The 26,556-nt window shown below is 35.7% G+C and carries 25 protein-coding genes; 2 read left to right on the forward strand and 23 right to left on the reverse strand.

Features of this window, described 5'->3' with window-relative positions; genetic code table 11:
• Window positions 1–4: 4 nt before the first annotated feature.
• The 6 genes from trxA to HNQ37_RS04985 form a co-directional block, all read right to left on the reverse strand.
• On the reverse strand, window positions 5–328 hold the full coding sequence (gene trxA, locus HNQ37_RS04960; RefSeq protein ID WP_331036140.1) for a thioredoxin: 324 nt from the start codon (window positions 326–328) through the stop codon (window positions 5–7).
• A 113-nt stretch (window positions 329–441) separates the two neighbouring features.
• Window positions 442–2,766 (reverse strand): endonuclease MutS2, encoded by a 2,325-nt coding sequence (locus HNQ37_RS04965; RefSeq protein WP_183539897.1) that lies wholly within the window; start codon window positions 2,764–2,766, stop codon window positions 442–444.
• Window positions 2,767–2,788: 22 nt separating this feature from the next.
• On the reverse strand, window positions 2,789–3,346 hold the full coding sequence (locus tag HNQ37_RS04970; RefSeq protein ID WP_183539899.1) for a CvpA family protein: 558 nt from the start codon (window positions 3,344–3,346) through the stop codon (window positions 2,789–2,791).
• A 28-nt stretch (window positions 3,347–3,374) separates the two neighbouring features.
• A complete protein-coding gene (locus tag HNQ37_RS04975; protein WP_183539901.1) occupies window positions 3,375–4,349 on the reverse strand; it encodes an NAD(P)/FAD-dependent oxidoreductase in 975 nt (324 codons plus the stop codon).
• Between the two features lie 41 nt (window positions 4,350–4,390).
• The gene (locus HNQ37_RS04980) at window positions 4,391–5,608 is read right to left on the reverse strand and encodes a DUF998 domain-containing protein (protein ID WP_183539903.1); all 1,218 of its coding nucleotides are present in this window, start codon (window positions 5,606–5,608) and stop codon (window positions 4,391–4,393) included.
• Window positions 5,609–5,616: 8 nt separating this feature from the next.
• Window positions 5,617–5,985 carry a DUF1934 family protein gene (locus HNQ37_RS04985; protein WP_183539904.1) on the reverse strand — a complete coding sequence of 123 codons (369 nt, stop codon included), beginning with the start codon at window positions 5,983–5,985 and terminating at the stop codon, window positions 5,617–5,619.
• Window positions 5,986–6,105: 120 nt separating this feature from the next.
• Between HNQ37_RS04985 and HNQ37_RS04990 the strand changes: the two genes are divergently transcribed.
• A complete protein-coding gene (locus tag HNQ37_RS04990; RefSeq protein WP_183539906.1) occupies window positions 6,106–7,383 on the forward strand; it encodes an HD domain-containing protein in 1,278 nt (425 codons plus the stop codon).
• Complete coding sequence (yidA, locus tag HNQ37_RS04995; RefSeq protein ID WP_331036141.1) at window positions 7,373–8,191, forward strand: sugar-phosphatase; 819 nt, start codon at window positions 7,373–7,375, stop codon at window positions 8,189–8,191. Before HNQ37_RS04990 ends, yidA begins: the two co-directional genes overlap by 11 nt.
• A 334-nt stretch (window positions 8,192–8,525) precedes the next feature.
• Here the strand turns inward: yidA and HNQ37_RS05000 are convergent, their stop codons facing one another.
• The 17 genes from HNQ37_RS05000 to rsmH form a co-directional block, all read right to left on the reverse strand.
• The gene (locus tag HNQ37_RS05000; protein ID WP_183539910.1) at window positions 8,526–8,768 is read right to left on the reverse strand and encodes a hypothetical protein; all 243 of its coding nucleotides are present in this window, start codon (window positions 8,766–8,768) and stop codon (window positions 8,526–8,528) included.
• Between the two features lie 82 nt (window positions 8,769–8,850).
• Window positions 8,851–9,636: a Nif3-like dinuclear metal center hexameric protein gene (locus tag HNQ37_RS05005; protein ID WP_183539912.1), complete on the reverse strand. Its 786-nt coding sequence runs from the start codon at window positions 9,634–9,636 to the stop codon at window positions 8,851–8,853.
• Window positions 9,633–10,292, reverse strand: coding sequence for a tRNA (adenine(22)-N(1))-methyltransferase (locus HNQ37_RS05010; protein ID WP_183539914.1), 660 nt, complete (start codon window positions 10,290–10,292; stop codon window positions 9,633–9,635). The genes HNQ37_RS05005 and HNQ37_RS05010 overlap by 4 nt, the downstream gene beginning before the upstream one ends.
• A complete protein-coding gene (gene nth / locus HNQ37_RS05015; RefSeq protein WP_183539916.1) occupies window positions 10,285–10,947 on the reverse strand; it encodes an endonuclease III in 663 nt (220 codons plus the stop codon). The genes HNQ37_RS05010 and nth overlap by 8 nt, the downstream gene beginning before the upstream one ends.
• On the reverse strand, window positions 10,937–11,629 hold the full coding sequence (locus HNQ37_RS05020) for a DnaD domain-containing protein (protein ID WP_183539918.1): 693 nt from the start codon (window positions 11,627–11,629) through the stop codon (window positions 10,937–10,939). Before HNQ37_RS05020 ends, nth begins: the two co-directional genes overlap by 11 nt.
• 33 nt (window positions 11,630–11,662) lie before the next feature.
• On the reverse strand, window positions 11,663–13,549 hold the full coding sequence (locus HNQ37_RS05025; RefSeq protein WP_183539920.1) for an ABC-F family ATP-binding cassette domain-containing protein: 1,887 nt from the start codon (window positions 13,547–13,549) through the stop codon (window positions 11,663–11,665).
• Between the two features lie 227 nt (window positions 13,550–13,776).
• Window positions 13,777–15,630: a BglG family transcription antiterminator gene (locus HNQ37_RS05030; protein ID WP_183539922.1), complete on the reverse strand. Its 1,854-nt coding sequence runs from the start codon at window positions 15,628–15,630 to the stop codon at window positions 13,777–13,779.
• Between the two features lie 88 nt (window positions 15,631–15,718).
• Complete coding sequence (locus HNQ37_RS05035; RefSeq protein ID WP_183539924.1) at window positions 15,719–17,164, reverse strand: family 1 glycosylhydrolase; 1,446 nt, start codon at window positions 17,162–17,164, stop codon at window positions 15,719–15,721.
• 1 nt (window position 17,165) lies between these two features.
• Window positions 17,166–18,404, reverse strand: a complete 1,239-nt coding sequence (locus HNQ37_RS05040; protein ID WP_183539926.1) for a PTS sugar transporter subunit IIC — start codon at window positions 18,402–18,404, stop codon at window positions 17,166–17,168.
• 1 nt (window position 18,405) lies between these two features.
• The gene (locus HNQ37_RS05045; protein ID WP_183539927.1) at window positions 18,406–18,741 is read right to left on the reverse strand and encodes a PTS lactose/cellobiose transporter subunit IIA; all 336 of its coding nucleotides are present in this window, start codon (window positions 18,739–18,741) and stop codon (window positions 18,406–18,408) included.
• Complete coding sequence (locus tag HNQ37_RS05050) at window positions 18,729–19,055, reverse strand: PTS sugar transporter subunit IIB (RefSeq protein ID WP_183539928.1); 327 nt, start codon at window positions 19,053–19,055, stop codon at window positions 18,729–18,731. Before HNQ37_RS05050 ends, HNQ37_RS05045 begins: the two co-directional genes overlap by 13 nt.
• Window positions 19,056–19,943: 888 nt before the next feature.
• Window positions 19,944–20,435 (reverse strand): shikimate kinase, encoded by a 492-nt coding sequence (locus tag HNQ37_RS05055; protein ID WP_183539929.1) that lies wholly within the window; start codon window positions 20,433–20,435, stop codon window positions 19,944–19,946.
• On the reverse strand, window positions 20,426–21,706 hold the full coding sequence (gene aroA, locus HNQ37_RS05060; protein WP_183539930.1) for a 3-phosphoshikimate 1-carboxyvinyltransferase: 1,281 nt from the start codon (window positions 21,704–21,706) through the stop codon (window positions 20,426–20,428). Before aroA ends, HNQ37_RS05055 begins: the two co-directional genes overlap by 10 nt.
• Before the next feature lie 69 nt (window positions 21,707–21,775).
• Window positions 21,776–22,768, reverse strand: coding sequence for a phospho-N-acetylmuramoyl-pentapeptide-transferase (gene mraY, locus HNQ37_RS05065; protein ID WP_221289065.1), 993 nt, complete (start codon window positions 22,766–22,768; stop codon window positions 21,776–21,778).
• The gene (locus HNQ37_RS05070; protein WP_183539931.1) at window positions 22,765–25,044 is read right to left on the reverse strand and encodes a penicillin-binding transpeptidase domain-containing protein; all 2,280 of its coding nucleotides are present in this window, start codon (window positions 25,042–25,044) and stop codon (window positions 22,765–22,767) included. The genes mraY and HNQ37_RS05070 overlap by 4 nt, the downstream gene beginning before the upstream one ends.
• A gap of 29 nt (window positions 25,045–25,073) precedes the next feature.
• The gene (locus HNQ37_RS05075) at window positions 25,074–25,448 is read right to left on the reverse strand and encodes a hypothetical protein (protein ID WP_183539932.1); all 375 of its coding nucleotides are present in this window, start codon (window positions 25,446–25,448) and stop codon (window positions 25,074–25,076) included.
• A gap of 18 nt (window positions 25,449–25,466) precedes the next feature.
• Entirely contained in the window at window positions 25,467–26,387 is a 921-nt protein-coding gene (rsmH, locus tag HNQ37_RS05080) for a 16S rRNA (cytosine(1402)-N(4))-methyltransferase RsmH (protein WP_183539938.1), read from the reverse strand.
• Between the last annotated feature and the right edge of the window lie 169 nt (window positions 26,388–26,556).

Genomic DNA, 26,556 nt, shown 5'->3' on the forward strand with positions numbered 1-26,556 from the left:
TTGACTAAGCAATTTCTTCCAAAATTTGCTTTATTTGAGCCTTTGTATGAACCCCAGCTTCTTGGCGAACAACTTGTCCATTCTTCATGAAAAGAAGAGTTGGGATCGCCATCACGCCAAAACCTTGAGGGGTTGCTGGATTTTCATCTACATCCATTTTTACGATCTTGAGTTCAGATTCATCAAGTTCTTCTGAAAGTTGAGTCAAGATTGGGGCTTGCATACGACAGGGGCCACACCAGGTTGCCCACATGTCAACCAATACTGTACCATTTGCTGTTTCTTCAACAAAATTGGCATCTGTTACATGATATTCCATGATACTTATCTCCTTTATGACTTGCGTCTACTAACTTATTTTAATTTTACCATTTGCTTTGCAAATAACAAAGTATATGCTCATATAAATTTATATTCCATAAAAGTTAGTCAAAAGAAAAATTATTTCAATTGTGCAATGGTTGCACCTGATCCACCTGCGTTCATCGGTGCGTACTCAAAACTTTTAACATGCTTATTGGCTTGAAGTTTCTTCTTAACAAGTTCACGAATCACGCCTGTACCAATACCATGCACAATCGTAATTGTACTTAGATTGGTTAGGAGAGCTTGATCAATATAATTGTCAATCTCTAAGCTTGCTTCTTCATAACGTGTCCCGCGAAGATCCAGCTGAGCTTTAATATTAGTTGAAACTCTACGACTGATATTTTTTAACTTAGTAGATGGTTTTTCGACCGTTTGGAGAATTTCAAGGTCTGACTCATCCACTATTGCAGTTATTGAACCAATTAGAACTTGCCAGCGGCCATCTTTTTCAAGACGAATTATTCTCCCATGTTGGCCAAAACTTGTTACAAGCACTTCCGCACCTACTATAAGACCACGTGATGCTTTTGCCTTCTTAAGAACACGATTTTTGGATAAATCAGGAATCAATTTATCCAGTTCAGCCATGCCTGCAATCACTTCATGTGGTTTTAACTGCATCTTTTCATTTAGTTGTTTGAGAATAGCTTGAGCTTCTTCACGAGCTTTACCGGCAATTTCTGCAGCTTCAGTTCGGGCGGAATCAATAAGCTTGTCTTTTTCACGTTCCAAAGCCCTTTGTTCACTTATCAATTGCTTGTTAATCTTTTCAGAGTCCAATTTCAAACGTTTAATTTCAGCGGTTGCTTCTTCTTGAGAATGGACTTGACTCTCGAGACGTTCAATCATGCCGTTTATGTCAGTCTCATTATCATTTAGTTCAACTTTTGCGGCTTCAATCACAGACTCGGAGAGCCCAAGACGTCTAGAAATCTCAATAGCATTTGAACGCCCTGGGACACCTAAACGGAGGCGATAGGTAGGGCGCATATTTTCGATGTCAAATTCCATGGAGGCATTCTGTACACCTTCAGTCTCAAGGCCATAGGCCTTAAGCTCAGGATAGTGTGTAGTTGATAATGTTTTTATTTTACGAGAGCGGAGTTCTTCAAGGATAGCAGTTGCAAGAGCCGCTCCTTCTTTTGGATCTGTTCCTGCTCCTAGTTCATCAAAAAGTACTAATGAATTTTTATTAGCTTTTGTTAGAATCTCGATGATGTGCAACATATGACTTGAAAAAGTTGAAAGGCTTTGTTCAATGGATTGTTCGTCACCAATATCAGCAAAAATTTCATCAAAAAGGGCAATTTTAGTTCCTACTCCGGCTGTAACTGGTAATCCCGATTGAGCCATCAAGGTTAATATACCCAAAGTCTTAATTGTTATTGTTTTACCACCAGTATTTGGTCCTGTTATCACAATAGAATTGAGATCATTTGAAAAAAGAATGTCATTTCGAACAACTTTATTAGCTTCTATTAATGGGTGTCTCGCTTGATAGATCTGAATATCGTGATCATGAGCAAGGGAAGGTATAATAGCTTCATTACGCCTCATAAACTCTGATTTAGCCTTAATCAAATCAAACTTACCAATAACCCACGATGCTTGTTTTAAATCCGGCAAGAATGTAATTAATTTATCTGAAAGCTCCATGAAAATTCGTGAAACTTCATTCTTTTCTTCAATTCTTTTTTGATTGAGATTATTATTTCGAGTAACTGCTGCATTTGGTTCAATAAAAAGTGTAGCACCTGAGCTAGAAATATCATGTACCACACCAGGAATTTTCGACTTATTTCCTGCACTGACAGGGAGAACTTTACGATCGTTACGAATGGTAATCAAATTCTCGGTTAGGTCAGCAGCATGATGGTTAAGCATATCCTGCATAATTTTGTCAATTGCTGACTGCTCTTGGCGAATTTCAGTACGAAGCTCATATAGCTTGCTTGAAGCAGTATCTAAGAGGGCACCTGAATCATCGAAAATAGATAGCAAATGGACAAGTTCATTATTCTCAAAGATTTTGTCAAGTAGAAGACCAAGACTTGGAAATTCAATATTGGTAGCCTCTTTAAAATATTGTTTTATACGTCCCAAGGTTGAAATAACTCGTTTGATGCGTAAAAATTCAGGTCCGGACAAACTAGCCTGAAGCTGCAATCTCTTTAAAATTTCTGAGATATCTTTTGTATGCAAAATATTTAGCGGGCCATTTTGAGATATCACCTCTTCAAATTCAGCCAACTGAGAAAATTCCTCTTGGATTTTATCAGCATTTGTAAAGATTTGTAAGTTACGTAACTCATTTTTCCCTTGCTCAGTAGCTAAAAAGGGTTCAAGCTTCGCCTTTACTAAATCAAATTCTAAAGTTTTTAATATTTTATTATTCATTATAAATATGTAGATTTTCAAATTAGTAAATATTCAAATGCAGCACATTATTAATAAATAAATGTAAGAGAGCATTTGAAGAGATAGGTGTATGTAATATAATATATTGAGCAAAACCTGATGAAGACAAAAAAGTTTGTAAATCATTTACAGGTAAGAGAGCTAATAAAGTTAATAACAATTGCAAGGCAAAATATGTTACCAAGACGCTTAATATGCCCGCAACTAAACGACCAAGTTTTCCAAAAGATAAAAAATTGCTGAACTTACGGAAAAGCAAGAGGAAAAGTCCCGCAAAGATACTTGCTACAATAAAAATGACTAAAAAAGAAACAGAAGAAAAGAAAGATTGGCTAGCCTGAGAGGATACAGTTTTATCAATGATTTGATAAGTTCCTTTGGGTACTTCTAGACTAAGACGTGTTATCGTTTTATTCGCCAAATCTTTATAGAACAGACTCGCCACAACAAATGAAAAAATAGTTGATAGAAGGCTCATCAATTCAAGGAATAATCCACGGTGCCACCCATTAATAAAGGCGCCTATCAAAAAGACAATTAAAATTAATGTTAAAGTCATAAATTTCTCCTGAATTTAAATTTAAAATTCATTTTGCAAATAATGATGAACTATGCCCATTCCTCGTCTTGTGGTTAAATTCAACGGTTTTCACGATATCGTTGATTGCTATCACAGCTTCACCAAAACCAACAGACATTAAAGGTACTTTCCCTTCATAGTCGCTAGCATCCCCTGCTACATAAACTCCTGAAATGTTTGTTCGATTGGCAATGCCAGCATGAATTTTACCTGCACGGGAAATTGCAAGTTTATCAATCAATTCATTATTTTCAGTTATAAATCCATGGAAAACCAAAATTTTGTCAACCTCTAAAGTCAATTTTTCATCATTTTTACCCCTTTGTAAAGTAATTCTATTTTGAGACATTTCTTTAAGTATATAAGGCGTATGAATTTGAATCGATGAATTTTCCAATTTAGAAATCGTTGATTCGACTGCTCTAAATTTATCGCGACGGTGAATCAGATGAACCTCACTAGCAATTTTTTCAAGCATCAATGACCAATCCAGCGCAGAATCTCCTCCGCCAAAAATTGCCAACTTCTTTCCTCTGTAGGCCTCAAGATTTTTAACAAAATAGGCAAGAAGACCAGACTCAACTGCTTCATTTTCACCTTCAATAGCTAAAAGTCGTGGTTTCAAAAGTCCATTACCACTGGTGATTAATATGGCTTTTGATAGGAAGTCCCCCGCCCTCGTCACTACTAAAAAATCTTTTTCTTCTTTCTTTTCGATTTTTTGAACCTGTGCACCAGAAATAATTTCATGTTCAACTAATTGAAGTTGCTTTAAAAGATTCTCACGTAGTTCAATGCCATTAATTTCAGGAATACCTGCGATGTCATAAATCTTCTTTTCTGGATATAAGTTTGCGGGTTGGCCACCCAATTCATCAAAATTTTCTAAAATTTGAACCGAAAGTCCTCTCATTCCGGCATAGTAAGCAGCATAGAGTCCTACCGGACCTGCTCCAACAACAATTAAATCATAAGTTTTCATTTCATTCAGTATAGCAAAAAAAGTTATAAATGGTTGACATGCTAGTCGTCTAAACTTTTTAAAGCTTCGACATCATCAGAAACAACATCCACAAAAGATACTTCATAAGTTTCATGAACTCCCCATAGCATTTTTGTCAAGCGATTAATAAATAGCATGAGCCAAGCAAAGCTACTTGCAAATGAAATGATCTCGAACGCCGTTAAACTTAAATAACCAACAAATTTCCATGAAATATAAGAAATTGCAAGTAGTAATGCAATCCCATATGAGATATTGATAAATGATTGATTCGCTTCTGGAAAGAGCCACCGTATTCCAAGAATTGCAATACCCATAAAGAAAACAATCCATATGGCAATTTGATCATGCCAAAAATGCTCTGGTGTCGTGTAATCAATGGTATTAGGAATTAATCCAACACCTGAAATACAAATAGCCGTCAAAGTCAATAGGGTCCTCAATGTATTATGACGCCAGTTTGTTCCAACTCGATCTGCTAAGGCTACAAAAACATAGTCAATTAAGGCAATAAAAAGTGCACCTGAAATAATTAATGTTAAATTAAATTGAAAACTTGAATTAGAAATACTTGTTCCTAACAAAGAAAAATTACCCTTCCACCAATATTGATTGCCATTTGTTGCCATCGAAGCCACAAGTCCCCCAACTGCAACAAAAATAAGCATGTTAACCAACATTTCAATAGAAAAATTATCAACTACAAAAATGATAAAGTAGTTGATAATACCCGCAAACATGGCAAAAATAATAGTTGAAGTAAAAATATCAAATCTCACACCGTGAAAAATTTGATTAAAAAACCAAAATAAGGCAACTAGGGCAAGCGTTGAAATAATCAGCACTGAAACAGTAACCGTCGCGAAGGTCCGCCAATAAATCTTTTTGGTCATGTAATGATAAAGACTTTTGCGTTTCGCAATGTAAGCCAAAATGAAAGTGATAAAGGCTGCCCCATTGGCTAAAACATCAACTGCTGTGCCAATTGACATACTACCTATAAGAGGAATGGTTGGATACCTTAATATGAGAGCAGAAACAAAAAAAATTACCACTACTATTGCAGTTGGTAAAAGAAACCAACGAGGAGCATAATCACTTTGATTTTTTGCATTAGCTGCATGAATAGTAAAGGAATCCTTCGCTATATCCACAACTTCAACTTGATCAGAGTTCTCTATCAAATCAAGTTTTGTATATAGCTCCTTAGGTAAAATAATTTTTTTATTAGCTCCCATTTTTTCTCCTAGTTTTCCATTAAAATTTCTAATTGATAATTTCCTAAAATTTGCTCTTCTTTGAAGATTCTATATTTTAATAAAAGTCGATTATCAGATTGACTAAAATCAAGAGTTTCAATCTTTAACCAACCTAAACTGTCATAATAAGTCTCAGTCACTTGGGAGACTGAAAAGTGCATAATCGTCCTAGGATTGGTATAGGCAATACGTTTCAAAGAAGTCAAGTCATAAGAAATTATCATTTTAACTTTCCTTTTATCAATGTATTCGAGGAAGGTTTGGTTTCCACGCACTAGTTGATTTCCCTCAAATTCTTCTCGAACTAATTCTTCTTTTCCATCAACTTCAATAAGATTCTTTATTAATAATTTCACAGAACTATTTTACACTATTTATGCCAACTTTAATATAACCTCATATTACTATTGAAGAACTTCATAAATCCCTACCTAAGAAATAAGCATCTGCCTACTCTTTTATGATAAAATTAACCTATGAAAAGATTTGAAAAGCTCTTCCGCGATCCTATCCATAACTTTATCACAGTGGAAGATCCGATCATTTATCAACTTATTAATACAGCTGAATTTCAAAGACTTCGACGTATTAAGCAACTAGGGACAACTTCTTATACCTTTCATGGGGCTGAGCATAATCGTTTTTCTCACTGCCTTGGCGTCTATTGTTTAGCTAAGAGAATAACGGATCATTTCACCAAAAGTTTTCCAGAAATTTGGAACTCTGAGGAAAATCAGGTAGTCCAATGTGCCGCCCTTCTTCATGATCTGGGACATGGTGCGTACTCTCATACTTTTGAAAGACTTTTTGGAACTGACCATGAAGTTATCACTCAGGCTCTGATCACTTCTACAAAAACTGAAGTAAATGCTATTTTAAAACAGGTATCTGATGATTTTCCTGATAAAGTCGCCAGTGTGATCAATCATAGCTATCCTAATAAACAGGTAGTTCAGCTTATTTCTAGCCAAATAGATGTAGATCGGATGGATTACCTCCTCCGAGATTCATACTACACAGGTACCAACTATGGTCAGTTTGATTTAACTCGAATCTTACAGGCCATGATTCCTGTCGATAATGGCATTGCCTTCCGCTTTAATGGAGCTAATTCTGTTGAGGACTATATTATTTCTCGATATCAAATGTATAAACAAGTTTATTTTCATCCTGCATCCCGTGGAATGGAAGCTATGTTAGCTCAAATTTTAAAAAGAGCGCAATACTTATTCAAAGAAATACCTGGTTATTTCGAATTGACTTCACCCTGCTTAATTCCCTTCTTTAAAAATAAATTTACTTTAAAGGAATATTTAAGGCTTGACGATGGTGTTCTTGAAACATATTTTCAAAGTTGGATGGAGTCTGAAGACAGTATTTTGGCTGATTTAGCGACATCTTATACAAACCGAAAAGTATGGAAATCTTTTAAGTTTTCCGATGAAGTTGAATTAGATAAAATGAAGAAGATTATCAGTCAGTCTGGGTATGATCCGACTTATTATTCCGCAATTCATTCTGTCTATGACTTACCCTATGATATCTATAACCCAAGTGAAGATAAACTTCGTAAAAATATTGAATTAGTTAGGAAAGATGGAAGCATGGTTGAACTTTCAGAAATATCTCCTTTAGTGACAACCTTGTCAGGTAACATTTATGGCAATAAGCGTTTCTATTTTCCAAAAGTTATGTTGGAAAATGATAAATTCTCTAAATACATACGAAATGAGGAATTGATTAATAATGATTAAACTTGTAGCATTAGATTTAGATGGAACTACACTTGATTCCGAAGGTAAGTTAACCTCCGAAGTAAAGGAAGCTGTTGAAGCTGCTAAAGTGGCAGGTGTGAAAGTCGTTATTTGCACTGGACGTCCATTACTAGGCGTCCAATGGATTCTTGACGAACTAGGATTACGTGATCATGGAGACTTTGTTATCACATATAATGGTGGTCTTGTTCAACGTGCTGACACTGGTGAAGAATTTATAGCTCAAGGTATATCTGGTGAAGAATTTCTTGATATCGATAATGCAGCTCGTAAGGCGGGGCTGCACATCCATGCTGCAACTCGTGATGGCATTTATACGACAAACCGTGATATCGGAAAGTATACCGTTTACGAAGCCTCAGTTGTTCAAATGCCTTTACACTACCGTACTGCTGAAGAAATCATGAAGCTCGATTTAATCAAAGTCATGATGATTGATGAGCCTGAAATTCTCGATGAGGGAATTGCTTACTTGCCTTTTGAACTTTTCGAAGAATTCAACATGATCAAATCAGCACCATATTTCCTTGAATTTGTTAACAAAGATGTTAGCAAGGGTAACGCCGTACTTCATCTGGCAGAAAAGCTTTCAATCGACGTGGATGAATTAATGGCCATTGGTGACGCAGAAAACGACCGTGCTATGCTTGAAAAAGTCGGGCATCCAGTGGTTATGGAAAATGGAATTCCAGCCCTTAAATCTATTGCCAAATACATTACAAAATCGAATGATGAATCTGGAGTGGCGTATGCAATTAACACATGGGTTCTTCCTGATTACAATTAATAGAATGCTAAATGAAAGAGAGGCTTACGAAAGCTTCTCTTTCATTTATTTAAATATGTTTATATGAAGTCACATTGCATAATATATTCCAACATTTTAACGTTACCCTATTTCGCTTTTAATTAAATCCTATATTATAGATAGCAACCTTTTTCCAAATATTATTCAAAAAGGACTCAGAAAAATTACTACATCTCTTATGTTAGCTTTCATACAACTTTTGTTTTTTAGAATTATTCTAGTTCACTATCGTCTAAAAGTTTTAAAAAAAGATAAGAAATTCATCTCATCTTAAAACGTCCAACTTATAAAAGCATACCAATTTGTCTTTTTTTTATTTGTATTTATGACTATTAATACTATGCGGATCCAGGATACGAGGATCCTGATCCCCCGTAATAGTCGAGCTGTCAGCATTTATTTCAAGTGAAAAATTATCAAGTTCATCAATCAACTTATTCAACTTTTTGAAAGAATTAGGTTGATGTTCAAAAACATACTCACTCATAATTTTCTTAGCCTTGAGTAAGTGAGTCTTGGCTTTAAAAACTTCTTCAGTTGCTTTGGTTGACTTCATAGAAGAACTCCTTTTTAATTCTAAGCGAGATCTAAACATTTTTTCAGAAATCTTGCTTTCGACTCATTATAGCATTTATTTTCTAAATATCATAAAATGGATTAGTGTTTTCAATGGATTTAATAGCTTTTACAGCTAATTGATGCTCAAAAATTATTGAATCTAATTTTTCTGTCACTAAGGGGACAAAAAGATGTTCCATGTAATGTCCTGGATCAAGAACTGTCAGACTTGTAGAACAGATGTCATGTCCAACATGATAAAAGACATCCGCTGTGATAAATAAATCTGCTCCTTTTGCTAAGGCATCTTTCCAGAACTTGCTCCCAGCTCCACCACAAATAGCCACGCGATGAATTGAACGCGTCAAATCATGATTATAGCTGACGATTCGAAATCTTTCTTGGTGAAAAATTTTTTTGGCTTGATCAATGAAATCTTGTAGCGAGATCTCTTCTGGGAGATCTCCAACTCTTCCCATTCCATTTTCAAGTAAGAACGTCACATTGGTCAAACCTAGTTTTGAAGCAAAGAAGTCATTAATTCCTCCTAACACAATATCAATATTCGTATGGCTGGTGTATACTGAAATTCCCGCAACGACTAGGTCCATTACAATTTTCTCTTGACTGTCAAGATCTGTCAAATTAGATAATGGTGTAAAGATGATTGGGTGTTTGGCCAGAATCAAGTCTGCACCAACCCTTTTTGCTTCTTCAACTGTTTGTTCACGAACATCTAAGGTCACCAATATTTTTTTGACCTCATTTTTCAGACTACCAATTTGCAAGCCAACTGGATCTCCAACTTCTGATAACTCTTTTGGACAAAACTCTTCATATAATTTTACAAATTCTGAAATTATCATTTTATAAACCTCTCAATTTGATTTTTCTCGGCTATAATTTTCTGCTTTTCAGTTTCTTGACTTTCAGGCAAAACAGATAGTACATAGTTAATTTCTGACAAACGTTGGCTCCATTTTTTTTTAAAAATTTCATGCTTATTTAAAAAAATGCCAAACTTCATCTCATCTTCATTAAGCAACATATCACCAGCTTCTGCTACGATGATTTCGTAAATCTTTCCACGATCTTCTAAAATCTGCTCATTCACTAACTTAAAACCATTTTTCATTAACCAAAATCGAACCGCGGCTTCTTCATTATTTGGTTGTAAAATAAGATGTTTAACTTTTGTAGTAAACTCTTTTCTTGCTTCCAAAATTTCAGAAATTAATATACCACCCATACCAGCAATTACAATTGTGTTAATGACATCAGCTTCTTCAATCGCAAAAAGGCCATTAGCCAGACGAACAGTAATTTCAGGAATATCTTTAGTATTTTTCAATGAAATCTCATAAGGTCCTCTAGCCACTTCACCAGCTACTGCATAAGATACTTTCCCTGTCTCAACCAAGAAAATCAATAATTTTGCGTGATCAGATCCAATATCAGCAATACGTGCTCCATCAGCTACTAAATCAGCAATAGCCCTTAATCTTTTTCCTAATCTAAACATGGATCCCTTCCTTCATTCTAGCTTGACCAAAGTTACAATAAACAATCAGCGGACAGAAATTACATTTTGGATTTTTAGCAGTACAGTGATAGCGGCCAAAGAAAATAAGATGGTGGTGGCTTGAAACCCATTTATCTTCAGGAATAACCTTCATCAATTTTTCTTCAACTTCGATGACACTAGCCTCCTGCTTCACCAGAGATAAGCGTTTTGAAACACGTTCCACATGGGTGTCTACAGCAATTCCAGGAATTCCATAAACTTCACCTAAAACAACATTTGCTGTCTTTCTTCCTACTCCAGGTAGGAGTTGTAATTCCTTCTTATCCTTTGGCAATTCGTTATTTGAATAGCCCCATTCCAACAGCATTTCAGCGGTCTTTTTTAAGCTCTTTGACTTATTATGATAGAGACCAATTGTTTTAGTAAACTGTTCAATCTCCACAATTTCAGCATTTGCCATACTTGTGACTGTTGGAAAGTGCTCAAACAAGGCTACAGTTGCTTTATTGACACCTTTATCCGTAGCTTGAGCGGATAAAATGGTTGCAACCAATAATTGGAAAGGCGTGTTCCAATTTAGTTCCCCATGAGCGTCTGGAAACATTTCATTAATAATTTCTAAAGCCTCCAGAAATTTCTGTTTACTTATCATTATTCTTACTCCATGGACCGTCAATTGGAATTGTTAAATTACTTGAAGGTTCAGAATTCGCATTTTTAGTTTGCATGCTAATTTCGCGCTCCTCGCGTTGAATTTCAACCTCCTTAACTGTCGAAATTCCTTCCATCTTCCAATGCCGTAAAATAGCCCTTACGTAATTCAAGGATACCTTACGATTAATAGAAGCTTCACGAAGCGCAGCTAGGATTAAGTCCACATTAAATTGGTCTATTTCTAGCCATTTTCTCAATTCTTCAAGTTGCATGGGACTTATCATACCCATTTCGGCTTCAAAAGCATGTGAAATTTTTTGCAATTTACTTGTATTTTTAGCATTATCAGTTTTTCCAGCCCTTGAAATTTTACCTTCCAACAAACTATCTAATTTCTCCATGGCTGGTGACACATCAAAAATCATATCCATTTGTCCCGAAATTTCAATTACTGTAACTTTTAAGACTGCAGAATCTTGCATTCTCTGAATGATTGTATTAACTTCATTTAAAGTTTTACCAATTTTTTCAGCAATATCACTTGGTGCACTTTCTTTCTCATAGAGAAAAAATAACCAAACCAAAAATTCTTCAGATGAATCAAAAATCTCATTGAAATTTTCCAACAGAGCAGCTGGAACTACAAGATGTCCTTTTTTATATTCTTCGTAAAATGTCATATTATTTTTCCATAACTCTCTAAATACTCTCGATTAAACTTCTAATAATTCCAACCAGTGTTCTTCGATTTCATCTTTCTCAACTAGCAGTCTGTCTAGTTCTTTTTGTAATTCACCTAATTCAACGAAATCATCAGTATTTCTTAGCATTTCTTCATGAAGCAAAATTACTCGATTATCAATCATTGAAATTTTTGTTTCGATTTCAGCAATTTCACGTTCAATTTTTCTTTGTTCACGCGCCTCAACCTTTTGTTCAGTTCGATTATCATTTTTTTTCTTATGCTGAGATTCAATGGTTTCATTTTGTGCTTCCTCTAATTCCTTCTTCTCCAGATAATAGTCATAATTACCTTTATAAAGTTGACTACCATTAGTAGATATCTCTAGAACTTCAGAAGCCACTTGATTGATAAAGTAGCGATCATGGCTAACAAAAAGAAGTGTACCTTTGTAATCCACTAAAGCTTCTTCGAGTGCTTCACGACTCTCAATATCTAAGTGGTTAGTTGGCTCATCAAGAATCAAGAAATTATCATGTTGCATTGATAACTTTGCTAAAAGGAGACGAGCTTTTTCTCCACCTGAAAGCATCCCCACTGTTTTCTTGACATCTTCACCACTAAAGAGAAAAGAGCCCAAAATCGTACGGATTTCTGTTTCCGAAACTGTTCTATGAGCATTCCATAATTCATCAAGGACTGAATTTGAAGCCGTCAAATCTACCTGTTCCTGATCATAATATCCAATCGTTACATTGGCGCCAAGCTTAATTTCCCCGTCAATTAATTCAAGACGGCCGATAATTGTTTTTAAAAGGGTTGACTTACCAATTCCATTAGGACCAACAATAGCAACAGAGCCCAATTTGGGTAGGTTAAGATTTATGTTTTTGGCAAGAACTTGCTTATCATAACCAATTTTGGCTCCTGTCACTTTGAGTACTTCATTTCCAGAAGTTTTGTCGGGTGAAAAAATCACATTTACAATTTTATCTGTATTCTGAGGAACATCTAATCTCTGCATCTTATCCAACCGTTTTTGCCTAGACTGAGCTCGCTTTGTTGTTGAGGCTCGTACAAGGTTTTTCGCAACAAAGTCCTCTAAAGCAGCAATTTCTTTTTTCTGCTTTTCGTATTCATTTTCCTCTGTCAAAAGCTTAGCCTCACGCGCTTCAACATAAGCAGAATAATTTCCCACATAATGTGTCAAGTGACCGCGAGACATTTCATAGACTTCATTAGCCACCCGATCAAGGAAATAACGGTCGTGGGAAACAAGAAGCATGGCACCTCGGTAATTTAAAAGATAATTTTCAAGCCAAGCTAGGGTCGCAATATCCAAATGATTGGTTGGTTCATCAAGAATCAATATATCTGGAGCCATCAAGAGCATCTTTGCCAGGGCTAAGCGAGTTTTTTGTCCCCCAGACAAATCCGAAATCTTATAGTCCCACATTTCTTCAGAAAATTTAAATGCATTAAGCATGGCTTTCAAGTCCGATTCAAAGGTATATCCACCATTTCGGCTAAAACTTTCATTTAAAGTATCATAACGCTTAATCAAATCATTTAATTCTTGACCAGAAAGTTCTGCCATTTGAAATTCCATGGCCCGAAGCTCTTTTTCTTGGAGACTCAGATTTTCGAAAACCGACTCCAACTCTTTTAAAATTGTTATTTCAGAAGAAAGGCCTGTATTTTGAGCCAAATAACCTATTGTAACAGACTTTTGAATCGTAATTGTTCCACTTGATGGTTCTTCTTCCCCAACAATAATTTTTAGTAAAGTAGACTTCCCCACTCCATTCTTACCAACTAGTGCAATTCTAGATTTTTCTTGTATCGAAAAAGAGATATTTTCAAATAAAACATCTGCTCCAAATGTACGTGCTAAATCATTTCCTTGTAAAATTATCATATTCCTAATTATACCACAGGCCAATCTTTCGGAACTCAGGAATATACAAAGAAAAAGCCAATAAAAACAAAGTCTCAGTAACTTTAGCATTCATCTAAATATATTTAGAAAGCACCCCCCAACCTAGCTGAACATCATATCTGCTAAAGTTTTCAAAAAATTATATAAGTCTAATTACACCCAATATTTTTTAAAACTCTATCTCAAATAATTACTTTAAAGGAAGCCTATTCATAATATCCATCAGCCGTCATCATCGCAATTAAACGTTGGATAAATTCCGTTTGACTTCTGCTTTCTTTCAGATATTTCACGTGATACTCATCCACTAGGCATTCAACCATACGTGGAAAAATTCGATTGAAGTCAAATGAATCCCCACTACTAACCGCAAGTGCAATAACCAATATCACTTTATGTTCATCCCAAAAAAATTCGTCTTTGGGTCTGATAATCAATAGCCCCGTTTTTTTAGTCTCATATTTAATAGCATGAGGAATAGAAACTCCACTGGCAAAAGTTGTTGGTGACATCTGCTCTCGCTCTAATAACTTTTCACAATAATCTTCTTCAGTGTAACTATGGGATATAAACCAATCCCCAATTTTCCTAAAAGCTTCTATTTTTGACAATGAACTTTCTAGCTCAAGATTTGCATCCTCCTGAATAAGTTTAGGTAACAATCCTTCTAAAAATTGTAAATATCGTTGCTGTTTTACGTGCTTAATCCCATTCTGTATCATGTCAAAATCTCTACCATTTAAAAATTCATGCACCTTCACCTGCTCGGCATTCCTTATACTTGGCTCCTCAATAGAGATCTCTAATTCAATATTCTCATTGTTTGGTACAATCAATATCTCATCTCCAAACCTATTCTCAATAAGGTTTTTCATTTTATCAATATGATCTAAATAATTAGAAACGGAAAGAAAAGTCCTAATTTTATTAGAATTATTCTTTTGTTCAACTAAAAATGAGCCAATATGTAAAGCCAAAAATGCAATTTCGTCTTCGGCGATTTTTATTTTTAAATCACGCGCAATTATAGAAGAAAGATAAACTGCCATATCAAATAACACAGGATACTGCATCTTTATATTAATAGCGCTTAAATTACGTTTTACTTTATTTTCCTTTATTCGATTATATAAATTTTGCATATGCAAAAGTAATCGCGTCAAAAAAAGTTGATCCGTAAAATCAATCAGGAAAACATCACTTAATTCTTTCAAAGCTTGATTTAATACTGCAGAGATTTCTTGTTCTACATAGCTATCTACTTCCGCTTTATTATGACTAAGCTCCCCATCGCATAACAACGCTAATTCATATTTCCCTTTTTGACTGATCTCAAGTTTATAATTTTCATAAATCCAGCTTGAAATTTCGTTTATCATTTCTAAAGATGGACTTTTAAAATTTGAAATTTCCAATGTATCTTTTTGATTCAATAAAATTATCAGGTGCAAAATAAAATTTTGCTCAAAGTATTTATTTGTCTTGAATCCAAAGCGTGCAAAAATTTTTTTGCAATAATCTTTTAACTTTACAAGTGAAATTTCTCCTAAAAATTTCTGCATTTCACACTCAAGAGAAAGAGTTGAATTACTAGACTTCCGAATCATGCTAGCAATCAAAGCTCTCTTATGCTCATCTTCTCCTCTTATGAAATAGAAAAAATCGTGCTGGCGAATCACCAACTGATAATTTTGAGCCAGAACTTGCAAAAATGACATATCTGAACGTATTGTAGCTTCAGAAACCTTTAATTCTTCAGCGATATCAAAAAGATCAACTCCCTCTTCTCCTTTTTGTAGAAGAAGTCGCAAAAGCGAAAAACGCCGCCCATCAACTGCGCTAACATTAATTTTCTCTCTACTTACATCCTTTTCATGATTAAAGCGATATCCATTTCGATCTGTTTCAATTAAATCAGGGTAATATTTATTTGTCTGCACCACGTAGTTTCTAATAGTTCGATCCGTCACAGACAAAATCTCAGCCAATTTAGCTGATGAAATAAATTTACCAATTGGTTGTTTTTTAAGATATTCAAAAAAGATTTCTATTTTCTTCATTATTTTGCTATGTAATTATATACTTTTATTTAATAAGAAATATGCACGAAAAAGGATACTAACTCCTTTTCGTGCATATATAAATTTATTAAATTTCTTCTCCATTAGATTGGATAACCTTTTGATACCAATAAAAACTATCTTTCTTTAAACGCTTACCGGTTCCTTTTCCTTTGTCGTCAAGATCCACATAAACAAAACCATAACGTTTACTCATCTCTGCTTGGGAATAACTGATAATATCAATTGGCCCCCACGAAGCATAGCCAAAAATGTTAACACCATCTTTAATAGCTTCTTTCATTTGCAGGACATGATCTTGTAGATATTTTTTTCGGTAATCGTCATGGATTTTTCCATCGACAACTTCATCAACAGCACCAATTCCATTTTCGGCTACAAATAAAGGCAAATGATAACGATCCCAAAGCACATTGAATGTATACCTAAATCCTACTGGATCCATTACCCATCCCCAAATTGAAGCTTTTGTATACGGATTATCCAACAACAACTGGTTTGGTTTCTCGGCATGCACAACCCCACTGCTGTAATAACTAAAAGAGATATAATCAACCGTATTTTCTTTAATTAGTTGAAGCTCTTTCTCTGTCACTATTAAATTGATATTATGATCCTTAAAATATCGAATCATGTAGCCTGGATATTCACCATGGACAGCTACGTCTGAAAAAAAGAATGTGTTTCTGTTCCAAAGCTCATATGCTGCCATGACTTCCTCTGGACGCGAACTAGCTGGATATGTCCCATTAATGCCCAACATCATTCCCATTTTCATATCTGTTTTAATTTGATGACCACATTTTACAACCTCTGCTGTAGCTACAAATTGATGATGAACAGCTTGGAACATTGTCTCTTCTTGATTCTCATGTCCTTTCAAAATTCCAAGTCCGGCAAACTCGCCCCAGCCATAAACATCATTTTGCTGGTTAATAATTATCCAGTACTTCACTTTATTTTTGTAGCGCTTTAAGAGAACTTTGGAGAAACGAACAAAGAAATCGATGAGTTTTGGATTTGCCCAGCCACCATATTCAACAATTAAGTTGATTGGTATTTCATAGTGAGAAATTGTCATTACTGGTTCAATACCAAGCTCCAACATTTTATCAATTAGACGGTCATAAAACTCAAGTCCCTTTTCATTAGGCTCAAGTTCGTCTCCTTTTGGAAAAATACGAGACCAGCTGAACGAAGTACGGAAGCACTTAAAGCCCATTTCAGCCATAAGTGCCAGATCATCTGGAAATGTATGAAAGAAATCGATTCCTCGACGCCGTGGATAATTACCAGTTTTGTCGTTTAAGGCTGTTTGAATTTCTTTTAAAGTCACATTTTCCCCAAAAGATCCTAGACGACTATATTCCTCTGGTAGGATCATAATATCTGCTTGTGATGGTTCCCGTCCATCAACATCCCACGCTCCTTCTGCCTGATTGGCCGCAATGGCTCCTCCCCATAGAAAGCCTTTAGGAAAACTGGTTGTGGCATTAAATTTATTTAATAGCACCTTAAGCCACCTCTCCCTCTTGCTCAATCAATGCCTCCTTGTCGGCAAACTTGAAAAATGGATAATAGACGATCCAAGAAATTGCGAACAAGATAACAACATAAATTGGACCTGCAATTGAACGAGTAGATAAGAAAGCAAAGATTGGAGTTGGTAGATACCATAGACCAAAGACGTGACCTGGAATTGGGACTAACCCAATTTTCATCACAACATACGTTAAGATTGGGCCGACCAGGCCCATAATCCACATTGGAATCATCAAGAAAGGATTAAACGCAATTGGCGCACCGAAAACTACGGGTTCATTAATGTTAAATATTGACGGGATAATGGCAGCACGCGCTACCATTTTCATTCGTGCTGATTTTGCCATAAAAAGCATCATAATACAAAGAGCAAGAGTAGAACCACCGCCGCCAATCACAAAGATACCAATCGTTTCCTCAACAAAAATATTGGTTGGTGCATGACCAGCTGCTACCATTTTTGCATTTTCGGCAATTGCAGGCAATGCAATTGCCATTTCTACTGGATAAATGATCCAACTTGAAATTCCAAAAGAATAGAGGAATGAGTAACCCAAGAATATAATAATCACAAATCCAAAGAAGCTTCCACCAAGGTGTACCAATGGACTAAAAATTGAGGAAATAACGGTTGTAACATTAATGTTAAGCTGGAAAGTGAATAACCAGCCTATCACAAGAAGAACTAAAATTGGGATTAGGGTACTAAACCAAGTGGCAACAAAATCTGGTAGTGCAGAATCTTCACCAAAGGGATTAAATTTTGTTGCAAGATTCATAATCATTGCTACTACTAAACCAGCTACCAAAGCATCAAGCATTCCAGCAGTCCCTAGAAGATTAGCATTCAGTAAAAGATTCCCAGCCTTGTCATATGTTGGATAAAGTAGCATAAGGAAAAAAGCAACACCAGTTAAGCCAGAGATTTTAGCTTCATTTTTATGCCCCTTATTGTTCATTAAATTTTCTGGAACCAAATATGCAATAAAAAGTGAGAATATCCCAAAGCTGAAAGAACTAATTGGTGAAAAATCTGGCATAGCGGGCCAATAAGTTTTAATTAGTGACAGTATTGTCATAAATGATCCAATAAATATCATTGGAATTGCTGTTAAAATTGCAGACTGTATGGATGATACCCACGGATTCTTGGCCATTTTATTTACTTTAGGCGCAAATTTATCTGTCATCCAATTCATAAAAGTATCCATTTTATTTTCTTAACTCCTTATATATTTGAATTATTTCCTTAATCAAATCAATTTCTGATTTCGTTGTCATGAGAGTGTCTTGAGCATGCACAAATAATGGAGAATAAGGAAAGTCTAGTCCCTCAGCTTCTTTTTGAAGTGTTTCAGTTTGTAACTTATGAGCTAAAACAATCTCACTATTGGCTTCTTGCATAAGTAAGTTGCAAGATTCGAAATCTCCTTCTTGAGCTTTATGAATTGCTTGAAAAATAAATTCTTTTGCATTTCCTGCATGAAGGATTACATTCATTGATAACAAATACAGCTTTTCTTTCTCTATTTTTTTTATCTCTTCCATGCTTGATTTCCAATCTTTTCATTTATTAACACCACTAAACCATTACCATCTAATGTGCCATATATTTTTTTAGGAATTAAAGCATAAGCAACATTATATGCTTCGCAATCTCTTTTAGTTTCATCAATCATATAGGAAAGATGCGGCGCAACTAGCAATAAATCAAGCCCTGGGAGACTTTCCACTAATTCCGATTCAGATTTTGCTTTAATTTCATAATTCAAACCTGCTTTTTTGGCTGCCTTCCGAGCTGCTGCCGCCATAAATCCTGATGACGCCCCTGCACCACAAACAAGCAATATTTTTTTTGTCATTTTTTCTCCTTTTTCTTTATGGCTGAATAATATCAAATTATGAGAACGCATTCTTCTAACTGTTTTTCCTAATGGTGGAAAATTTCTTATTCTAAACATAAAAATACCTAGTCAGGTCAACTGTCTAGGTATTTTATTACAACAGGAATATAGCCTGCCAAGCTTGTTGAAAATGAGATCCATAACTTGAAATATTTTCAAATATGCATATTTTAAAATAACATAATATAATTGGTAACCATTGCTTCTATTAAAACGTGCTCTAACTTTAAGCGTCTCCAAATAAATAAAATTTCAAATTCTTTTATAAAATTGAGTACAATGTTCTATTATTTTTTAAATGATCAATTAATGAAGTCCTTAACGTCTCACAGGATTGATTCGAATCATAAGTGAAACTGACTAGGTTTGAGATTCTCTCAGAGAATGGTTAGTGCATTACCGACAGTCTTAGGAAAACTATCTGTTACATAGAATGCCATTTCAATCATCTAAATAGAAGGCTAAGAGAGATGCTCTTGTCGTTATCTAGGTTCGACTACAGCATATTTTTCTAACCGTCGTTTAACTAATCCTTTTGGTTCATCTGAATTCACTCTTCATGGTATCCTTCAAGTTTACTAGATTTCAATTTTCTTTTAGGACATGACCACTCAATTAAGTTACATACTTGCTCTTTCGGCACATGTACTAGATAAACTTATAATTTTTATTTACATAAATCATCCATATCATAACTTAATTGCAGATTGATACAATTACTGGGTTAACATTAATTTTAATTTTTGCAAAAGCTTTACTTTATTACTTCTATGTCTATTTAGCTGCATAAAAAAAGGCAAAACTGTTGAGACAGTTTTGCTTTTAAGATCTTTGAGTATTTTTTATTCATGCTAAATAAAACTCCTTCAAGATTGCTAAGACTTCCTCAACTTTTTTATCAGTTGTATCTATTATCTCATCCGCTAAAATTTCATAAATTATAGAGCGCTTATAGTAAAGTTCTTCTAACTCTTTTCTAACCAAATTTTCAAAAATTGGCCGACGATTAATTTTATCTTTTTCTAGTCTTTGAAGTAAGCAATTGAAATCAGCCTTCAAATATACCACGTTATTTTCATTTAATAAAAACTTTTGATTTTGTAAAGATTCTATTATCCCACCACCTGTTGAGATAATCTCATGTTTACCAACTAAGCTTTTCAAGCTTTCTTCTTCAATTTTCCGAAATGATGAAATTCCTTTTTTATTGATATACTCTGAGACTTCCATCTCAAATTTTTTTGAGATGTATTCGTCTAAGTCTATGTAATTTTTAGAGAAAAGTTTAGCTATAGTAGACTTTCCTGCTCCCATAAAACCGATTAAGATTATTGACATATTTTTCTTAGGTCCTCAAAGAAAGTTGGATAGCTTGTGGAGATAATTTCCTCAATATTGTCTGGTAAATTGTTCCCGTTTTCCGCAATTAAACCCGCAATAACTGCTGTCATCATGAGACGATGATCTTTGTTTGCCTCAACCTCCGAACTAGATAAATCCGTTTTTCCAACAATAATCATTCCATCTTCATATGGAGTAATATCTGCACCCATACTTTTCAGTAACGAGGTGACAGAACTTATTCGATCTGACTCCTTAAAACGTAATTCTTTAGCATTCTTGATAACAGTTTCACCAGTAGCCTGAGTAGCTAATAAACTAAGGATTGGTAGCTCGTCAATACAGCGAGGAATCAATTCACCTGAAATTTCTATACCTCTTAGATCTCCAGTGTAAGTAACATGAATGTCAGCGGTCTCATGGGAATGATCAAAATTTAAGAGTTCAATTTTGGCTCCCATCGTTTTGACAATGTCAAGTAGACCAGTTCTTGTAGGATTCACTCCTACCTTCTTTAAAAGAAGCTCTGAGCCTGGAACAATCAAAGTAGCTACGATCCAGAAAGATGCTGATGAAAAATCGCCTGGCACCGTAAGCGTTGTTCCAAAAAGATTTTGTGGGCCAGAAACTTTTATTTCAAGATCTTTAACTTCAATTTTTCCACCAAATAGCGGAAGCATTCTTTCAGTATGATCTCGCGTTTGCAGTTGCTCAATAAAATGCGACTTACCTTGAGCTCTGAGGGCTGCGAAAATCAAGCTTGTCTTAACTTGAGCCGAGGCCACCGGTATCTCATAGTTAATTGGATTCAAGTGTCCACCTTTTATTGTCACAGGTAAAGTTGCTTGACTACCTTGGGCACGCACATCAGCACCCATAAGACTCAAAGGAATCGCTACCCGATTCATAGGACGCTTCAATAAAGATTCATCACCTACAAGATGAGTTTCGAAATTCTGGCTTGCTAGGATGCCCATTAATAGTCTTGCTGTTGTTCCCGAATTTCCAAAATCTAGAGAAGTCCTTGGCTGGGTTAGATGAAAGTTACTTCCCTCAATTTCCAAATCATCACCAACAAACTTCATCTTTACCCCCATTTTTTGGAAAGCAGATAGAGTGGTTTTGACATCTGCAGAAAGCAAAAGACGATGAATGATTGTTTTGCCTTTTGCTATAGAGCCAAACATCACAGCACGGTGTGAAATTGATTTATCACTAGGTAATTCAATCTCGCCTTTCAAAGGATTCATAAGCTTTGTAATTTTCATATTTCTAAGTTCCCTCAATTTTTTTATTTCAAATTAGTCAAAAATGAAAAAAATCAGTCAAGACTGATTTTAAAATACTAAATAAATGATCACAGCAAAGGCAGACGCGAGAGCAGTCACTCCCCAGAAAACCTTGTCGATCTTCCATTCAGACCAGCCATTACCTTGTCCAGATATTCCTCCCAACTCCAAATGATGATGAAAAGGAGCCATGCGGAAAATTCGTTTTCCTTTAGTTAGTTTAAAGTAACCCACTTGAATTATTGTAGATAGTGTTTCAATAGCATACACAGCACCAATAAAGAGTAGTGTCCACTCTGCTCTCAGAACAACAGAAATAGCAGCTAAGAAGGCACCAAGGGCAAGTGAACCAACATCGCCCATGAAAATCATGGCAGGCTTTTTATTGAAAACTAAGAAGCCAAGAAGAGCACCAATCAAAGACATGATCATGATCAGCACATCCCATTTAGAAATACTTAGCGCAATGATAGCAAAAGCAAGCAAAGAAATAATCACTGAACCAGCAGCTAGACCATCAATACCATCCGTTAAATTAACTGCGTTTGACCACCCTACCAACCAGATAATTAAGAATGGAATAAATAGAATTCCTAAATGAAGACTAAAACCAAAGAAATTTATAGAATTACCTTGACCTGTTGGAAAACCAATTAGGATGTATGCCAATAGACCAATAAGAATTTGAGCAAGAAACTTTTGCCAAGCCTTAAATCCCTCGTTCTGATGACGATAGACTTTTAAGAAATCATCAATCGCTCCTACAAAAGCATAAAGCAAGAGAACCATCCAGACTACATTAAAATTGCTTTTAGATGTTCCCGTAATCAGAACAAATATAAGTGCCACAATAATAGAGATTATTACAAAAACGACTCCTCCCATAGTAGGGGTTCCAGCTTTTTTTGCGTGCTGTTGCACTTCTTCTTGCATTTCTTGACCAGACACTTGCGCCTTCTTCAAGAATTTAATAAATAAGGGTACTCCTACTAATGTTATTGCAAAACTAACAAGAGTAGCGAGTATACTCCAACCAATCATTCTGTATTTCCAAGTGTAACCGTCCAACTGTCACCTGTTTTAACATTGGTAAGTTGGTCTGCTGACTGTTTCGTCACGTGTCCAGGGCTACTCTTTCCTTTCTGTCCAGTATCTCCATTAAATGTCACTGAGACATTATACCATTTTGCCAATTGTTCAACCATTGACTTTGACCACCCATACATATCGGGCATGATGTGATTACCATTTGTCAGCAAAAGAATTTTTGAATTTGCATCAACTTGTTTCTTAGCAGGTATTGACTGAGCAACAATTGTACCACCATCACCTATTGCAACTGGCTGTAGAAGCTTACGACGTAATGCATCCATGGTGTCACCCGTACTCTTGCCGTTGTAGTCATCAACCTTAATTTTGGCATTTGGAATACTCATTTTTGTATCATCAAGAGTAGGTTTTAAAGTTTCTGCTTGAGTAATCAAATTATCTGCAAGTGTTGCTACATCTGGTAATTGGTAGTTTTGTGCAATCTTTGTAGTCATATAAAAGATATAGTCTGGATTTTCGGCCGGATAAAGGATTACAACTGAATTCAAGGTGTCATTTGTCCCTTCTAGATAACCTCCTTTTGTAGGATCAGGATTTGCAATTTGTGCAGTACCCGTTTTAATAGCTGGAACTTGGCCGTTAATCTTGAAGATAGATTCATGTCCTTTGTTTTTATAAACTCCATAGTTAGCAGTGCCATAAGTTCCATCTGAGCCAACAGTCACCATCAATTGATCAATTGACTTTGCAGTTGAAGAAGAAATAGGTTTACCAATTACTTCTTTTGATGATTGAAGGACTTGGTTTGTATTTGGATTAACGATCTTATTGATGAAATGAGGCTCCAACATTTCACCATTATTTGCAAAGGAAGTCCAACCTTTAAGCATTTGAATCATTGTCACATCTATACCCTGACCAAAAGCAGACATAGTCTGAGAGACACTGTCTGGTAGCATGCTACCAAATGACTCACCACCCATTCCCAAACGAGTTGGTTTTGCAAAGCCGAAACGTTGTAAGTAATTTCCCCAGACACCATAGCCTTCAGCAAGCTCGACTTTTCCCATTCCTGTATTGCTTGACCAAGCAAAGCCTTGAGCATACGTAAAAGTATCACTAATTGAGAAATGGCCATTTTCATTCCAATCCCAGTCGTTGATTGTTGTATCCGCTACCTGCAAGGTACGTTGATAAGTGTCATTAGGATGCCAGTTACCTGTATCCATGGCAGAAGCAACTAAGAAGGTCTTTATAGTTGATCCTGGTTCGTACGCACCTTGATAAAGATTGCTCCCCCATGAAAAATTAGGATCATTGTTTGTCGACATATTATTTGGATCATAGGTCGGACGTTGGCTGACTGCTAAAATATCGCCTGTTTTAGCCTCCATCAACACAGCTGAAACTTGCTGTGGCTTATCATTTGTGACAAAAGTGTTTAACTGATTTTCCAAATTGGTTTGTAAGTCTGAAGAAATTGTTAAGTAGACATCTGAACCATCTTTTGCAGTGGTTTGTGAGACGATAGCACCAGGGATTGCACGACCATATTGATCCTTTTCAACTGTTTCGGTGCTTGGTGAACCTTGCAGAACACTGTCCATAGCTTGCTCAACCCCACCATTTTTGCCTACCAAACCTGATGCTGGATCACCTGGATCCTTTAAACCAGCCGTACCAATAAATTGTGAAGCAAAAACGCCATTTTGATATTGTCGAGCTAAGTTTGTATCAAAGCCAATTCCTTTTAATCCCGCCGCTTGCTCAGCTTTTTCTATTTCTGCCTTTTTGTCGAAAGAAATATTGTTTCCTGCTGTTCCAAAATAGGCCTGAAGCGTACCCTTACGACGCAATTGACTATCAGAATCTGCCTTAGGGATATTGAGCTCCTTTAAAAGAAGATCCTCAAGTGATACAAATTCAGAAGGTTCGGCATAAAGTTTTTTACCGCTTGTGTCTACAAAGTTTTTATCCTCAGTGACATATATAGTGAAGACGGAAGAATCTACTGCAATTGGTTTTCCTGTACGATCGTAGATTGTGCCTCGTTTTGGATAAACAGTAAATGTTTCAGTATAATTTGCTTTTGCTGCCTTTGCTAAATCAACACCATTTATGGTATTTGCTGCCACAATCCATGTTAATCGGAGAATAATAAATATAAAAATAATGAGAGTTATGTAAAACAAGCGTTGAGCTACGGCCCGTCTATTTTCATATGGGGTCATTTTGCTTGCAGCTGCTTGTTTCTTAATTCTATTCACGGAAAATATTCTTTGTAAAAATCTAAGCATTATTTGGTTGCCCTTATAACATTGTCTGGAGACGCTTGAATAAACCCATCCGCTGTAACTGCAGCGGATACCTTACCCATTGAAGTCACATCATTGACATTCTGATTATATTGATCAATCTTTGTTTGGTTTGTATTCATTTCAATTCGCATTTCATTCGTCGTAGAGGTAATTTCGTAGATTTTCATTCGCACAAAAACTGTGGCAGCCATGAGAATAACAACAGTAATACCTACCATACAATAAAAAACACGTTCGAGATGGGTAAGTCGACTAAACCTTTTCCTCAAAAGAGGAGATAAAGTATTTGTTCGAATTCTAAAACTCTCTCTTTGTAAAGCCGTTGATATATCTAAGGATTTTTTATCAGCCATCTAAAAGTCCCTTCTTATTTAAGTCCGTTCAGCTACACGTAGTTTGGCACTATGAGCCCGATTATTAATTTCTAACTCTGATTCGCTTGCTAAAATTGGCTTTCGTACTATAACCTTAAGTTTTGCCTTCATTTCATCTGGAATCATAGGTAACCCGTGTGGAACATTTACCTCAGAGTTCTCTTTAAAAATACGTTTAACAATTCGATCCTCAAGGGATTGAAAGCTAATTACAGCAATTCGTCCCCCAGGACTCAACATGCCTATTGCAGAATTAAGTGACTTTTCAAGACTCCCCAATTCATCATTAACCTCAATCCGGAGAGCTTGAAAAACTCGCTTAGCAGGATGTCCCTTCTTTTTTAATGCCTTTTGAGGAAGAGCTGACTTTATTAGATCGGCTAACTCGGTGGTTGTTTCAATTGGCTTTATTTCACGAACCCGTTCAATCTTTCTAGCAATCTGTTTCGAAAATGGCTCCTCACCATAACGACTAAAAATACGCATCAAATTGTTAAAAGGATATGTATTAACGATCTCATAGGCCGTCAAGCTAGTTGATTGATCCATCCTCATATCAAGTTTTGAATCTAATTTATATGAAAAACCACGCTCTGCCACATCAAATTGCGGGCTTGATACACCTAAATCATAGAGAATCCCGTCAATTGAAGGAAGACCATGCTCTGCCAAATTGGCAAAATTATCATGTATGAGGGTCCATCGATTATCTAATCCTTTGCTAATTGCATTATCAATTGCCACCTTATCTTGATCAAAGGAATAAAGGTGACCTTCTGGGCCTAATCTGCTCAAAAGCAGGCGTGAATGCCCAGCTCCACCCAAGGTTGCATCAATATAATTACCATTTGGATTCACATCTACATTGAGTGCTCCAACAGTTTCTTCAAGCAAAACAGTAATATGCTCAAACTCAATTTTTACTTTTTCTTCAAATATAATAGTGTCATTTTACCATAAAAAGCATTCTTTTCCTAATAGCTTGCAATGGCGTAAGTGTCAAATAATTGGCTGTAAATCTTCAAAACTGAATTTTTGTTTATATTTTAAAGCCCATCCTGAGCTTATGAGATCCAAGATGTACTTG

Origin of the sequence: Lactovum miscens, assembly GCF_014202895.1 — a bacterium.
Lineage (GTDB): Bacteria > Bacillota > Bacilli > Lactobacillales > Streptococcaceae > Lactovum > Lactovum miscens.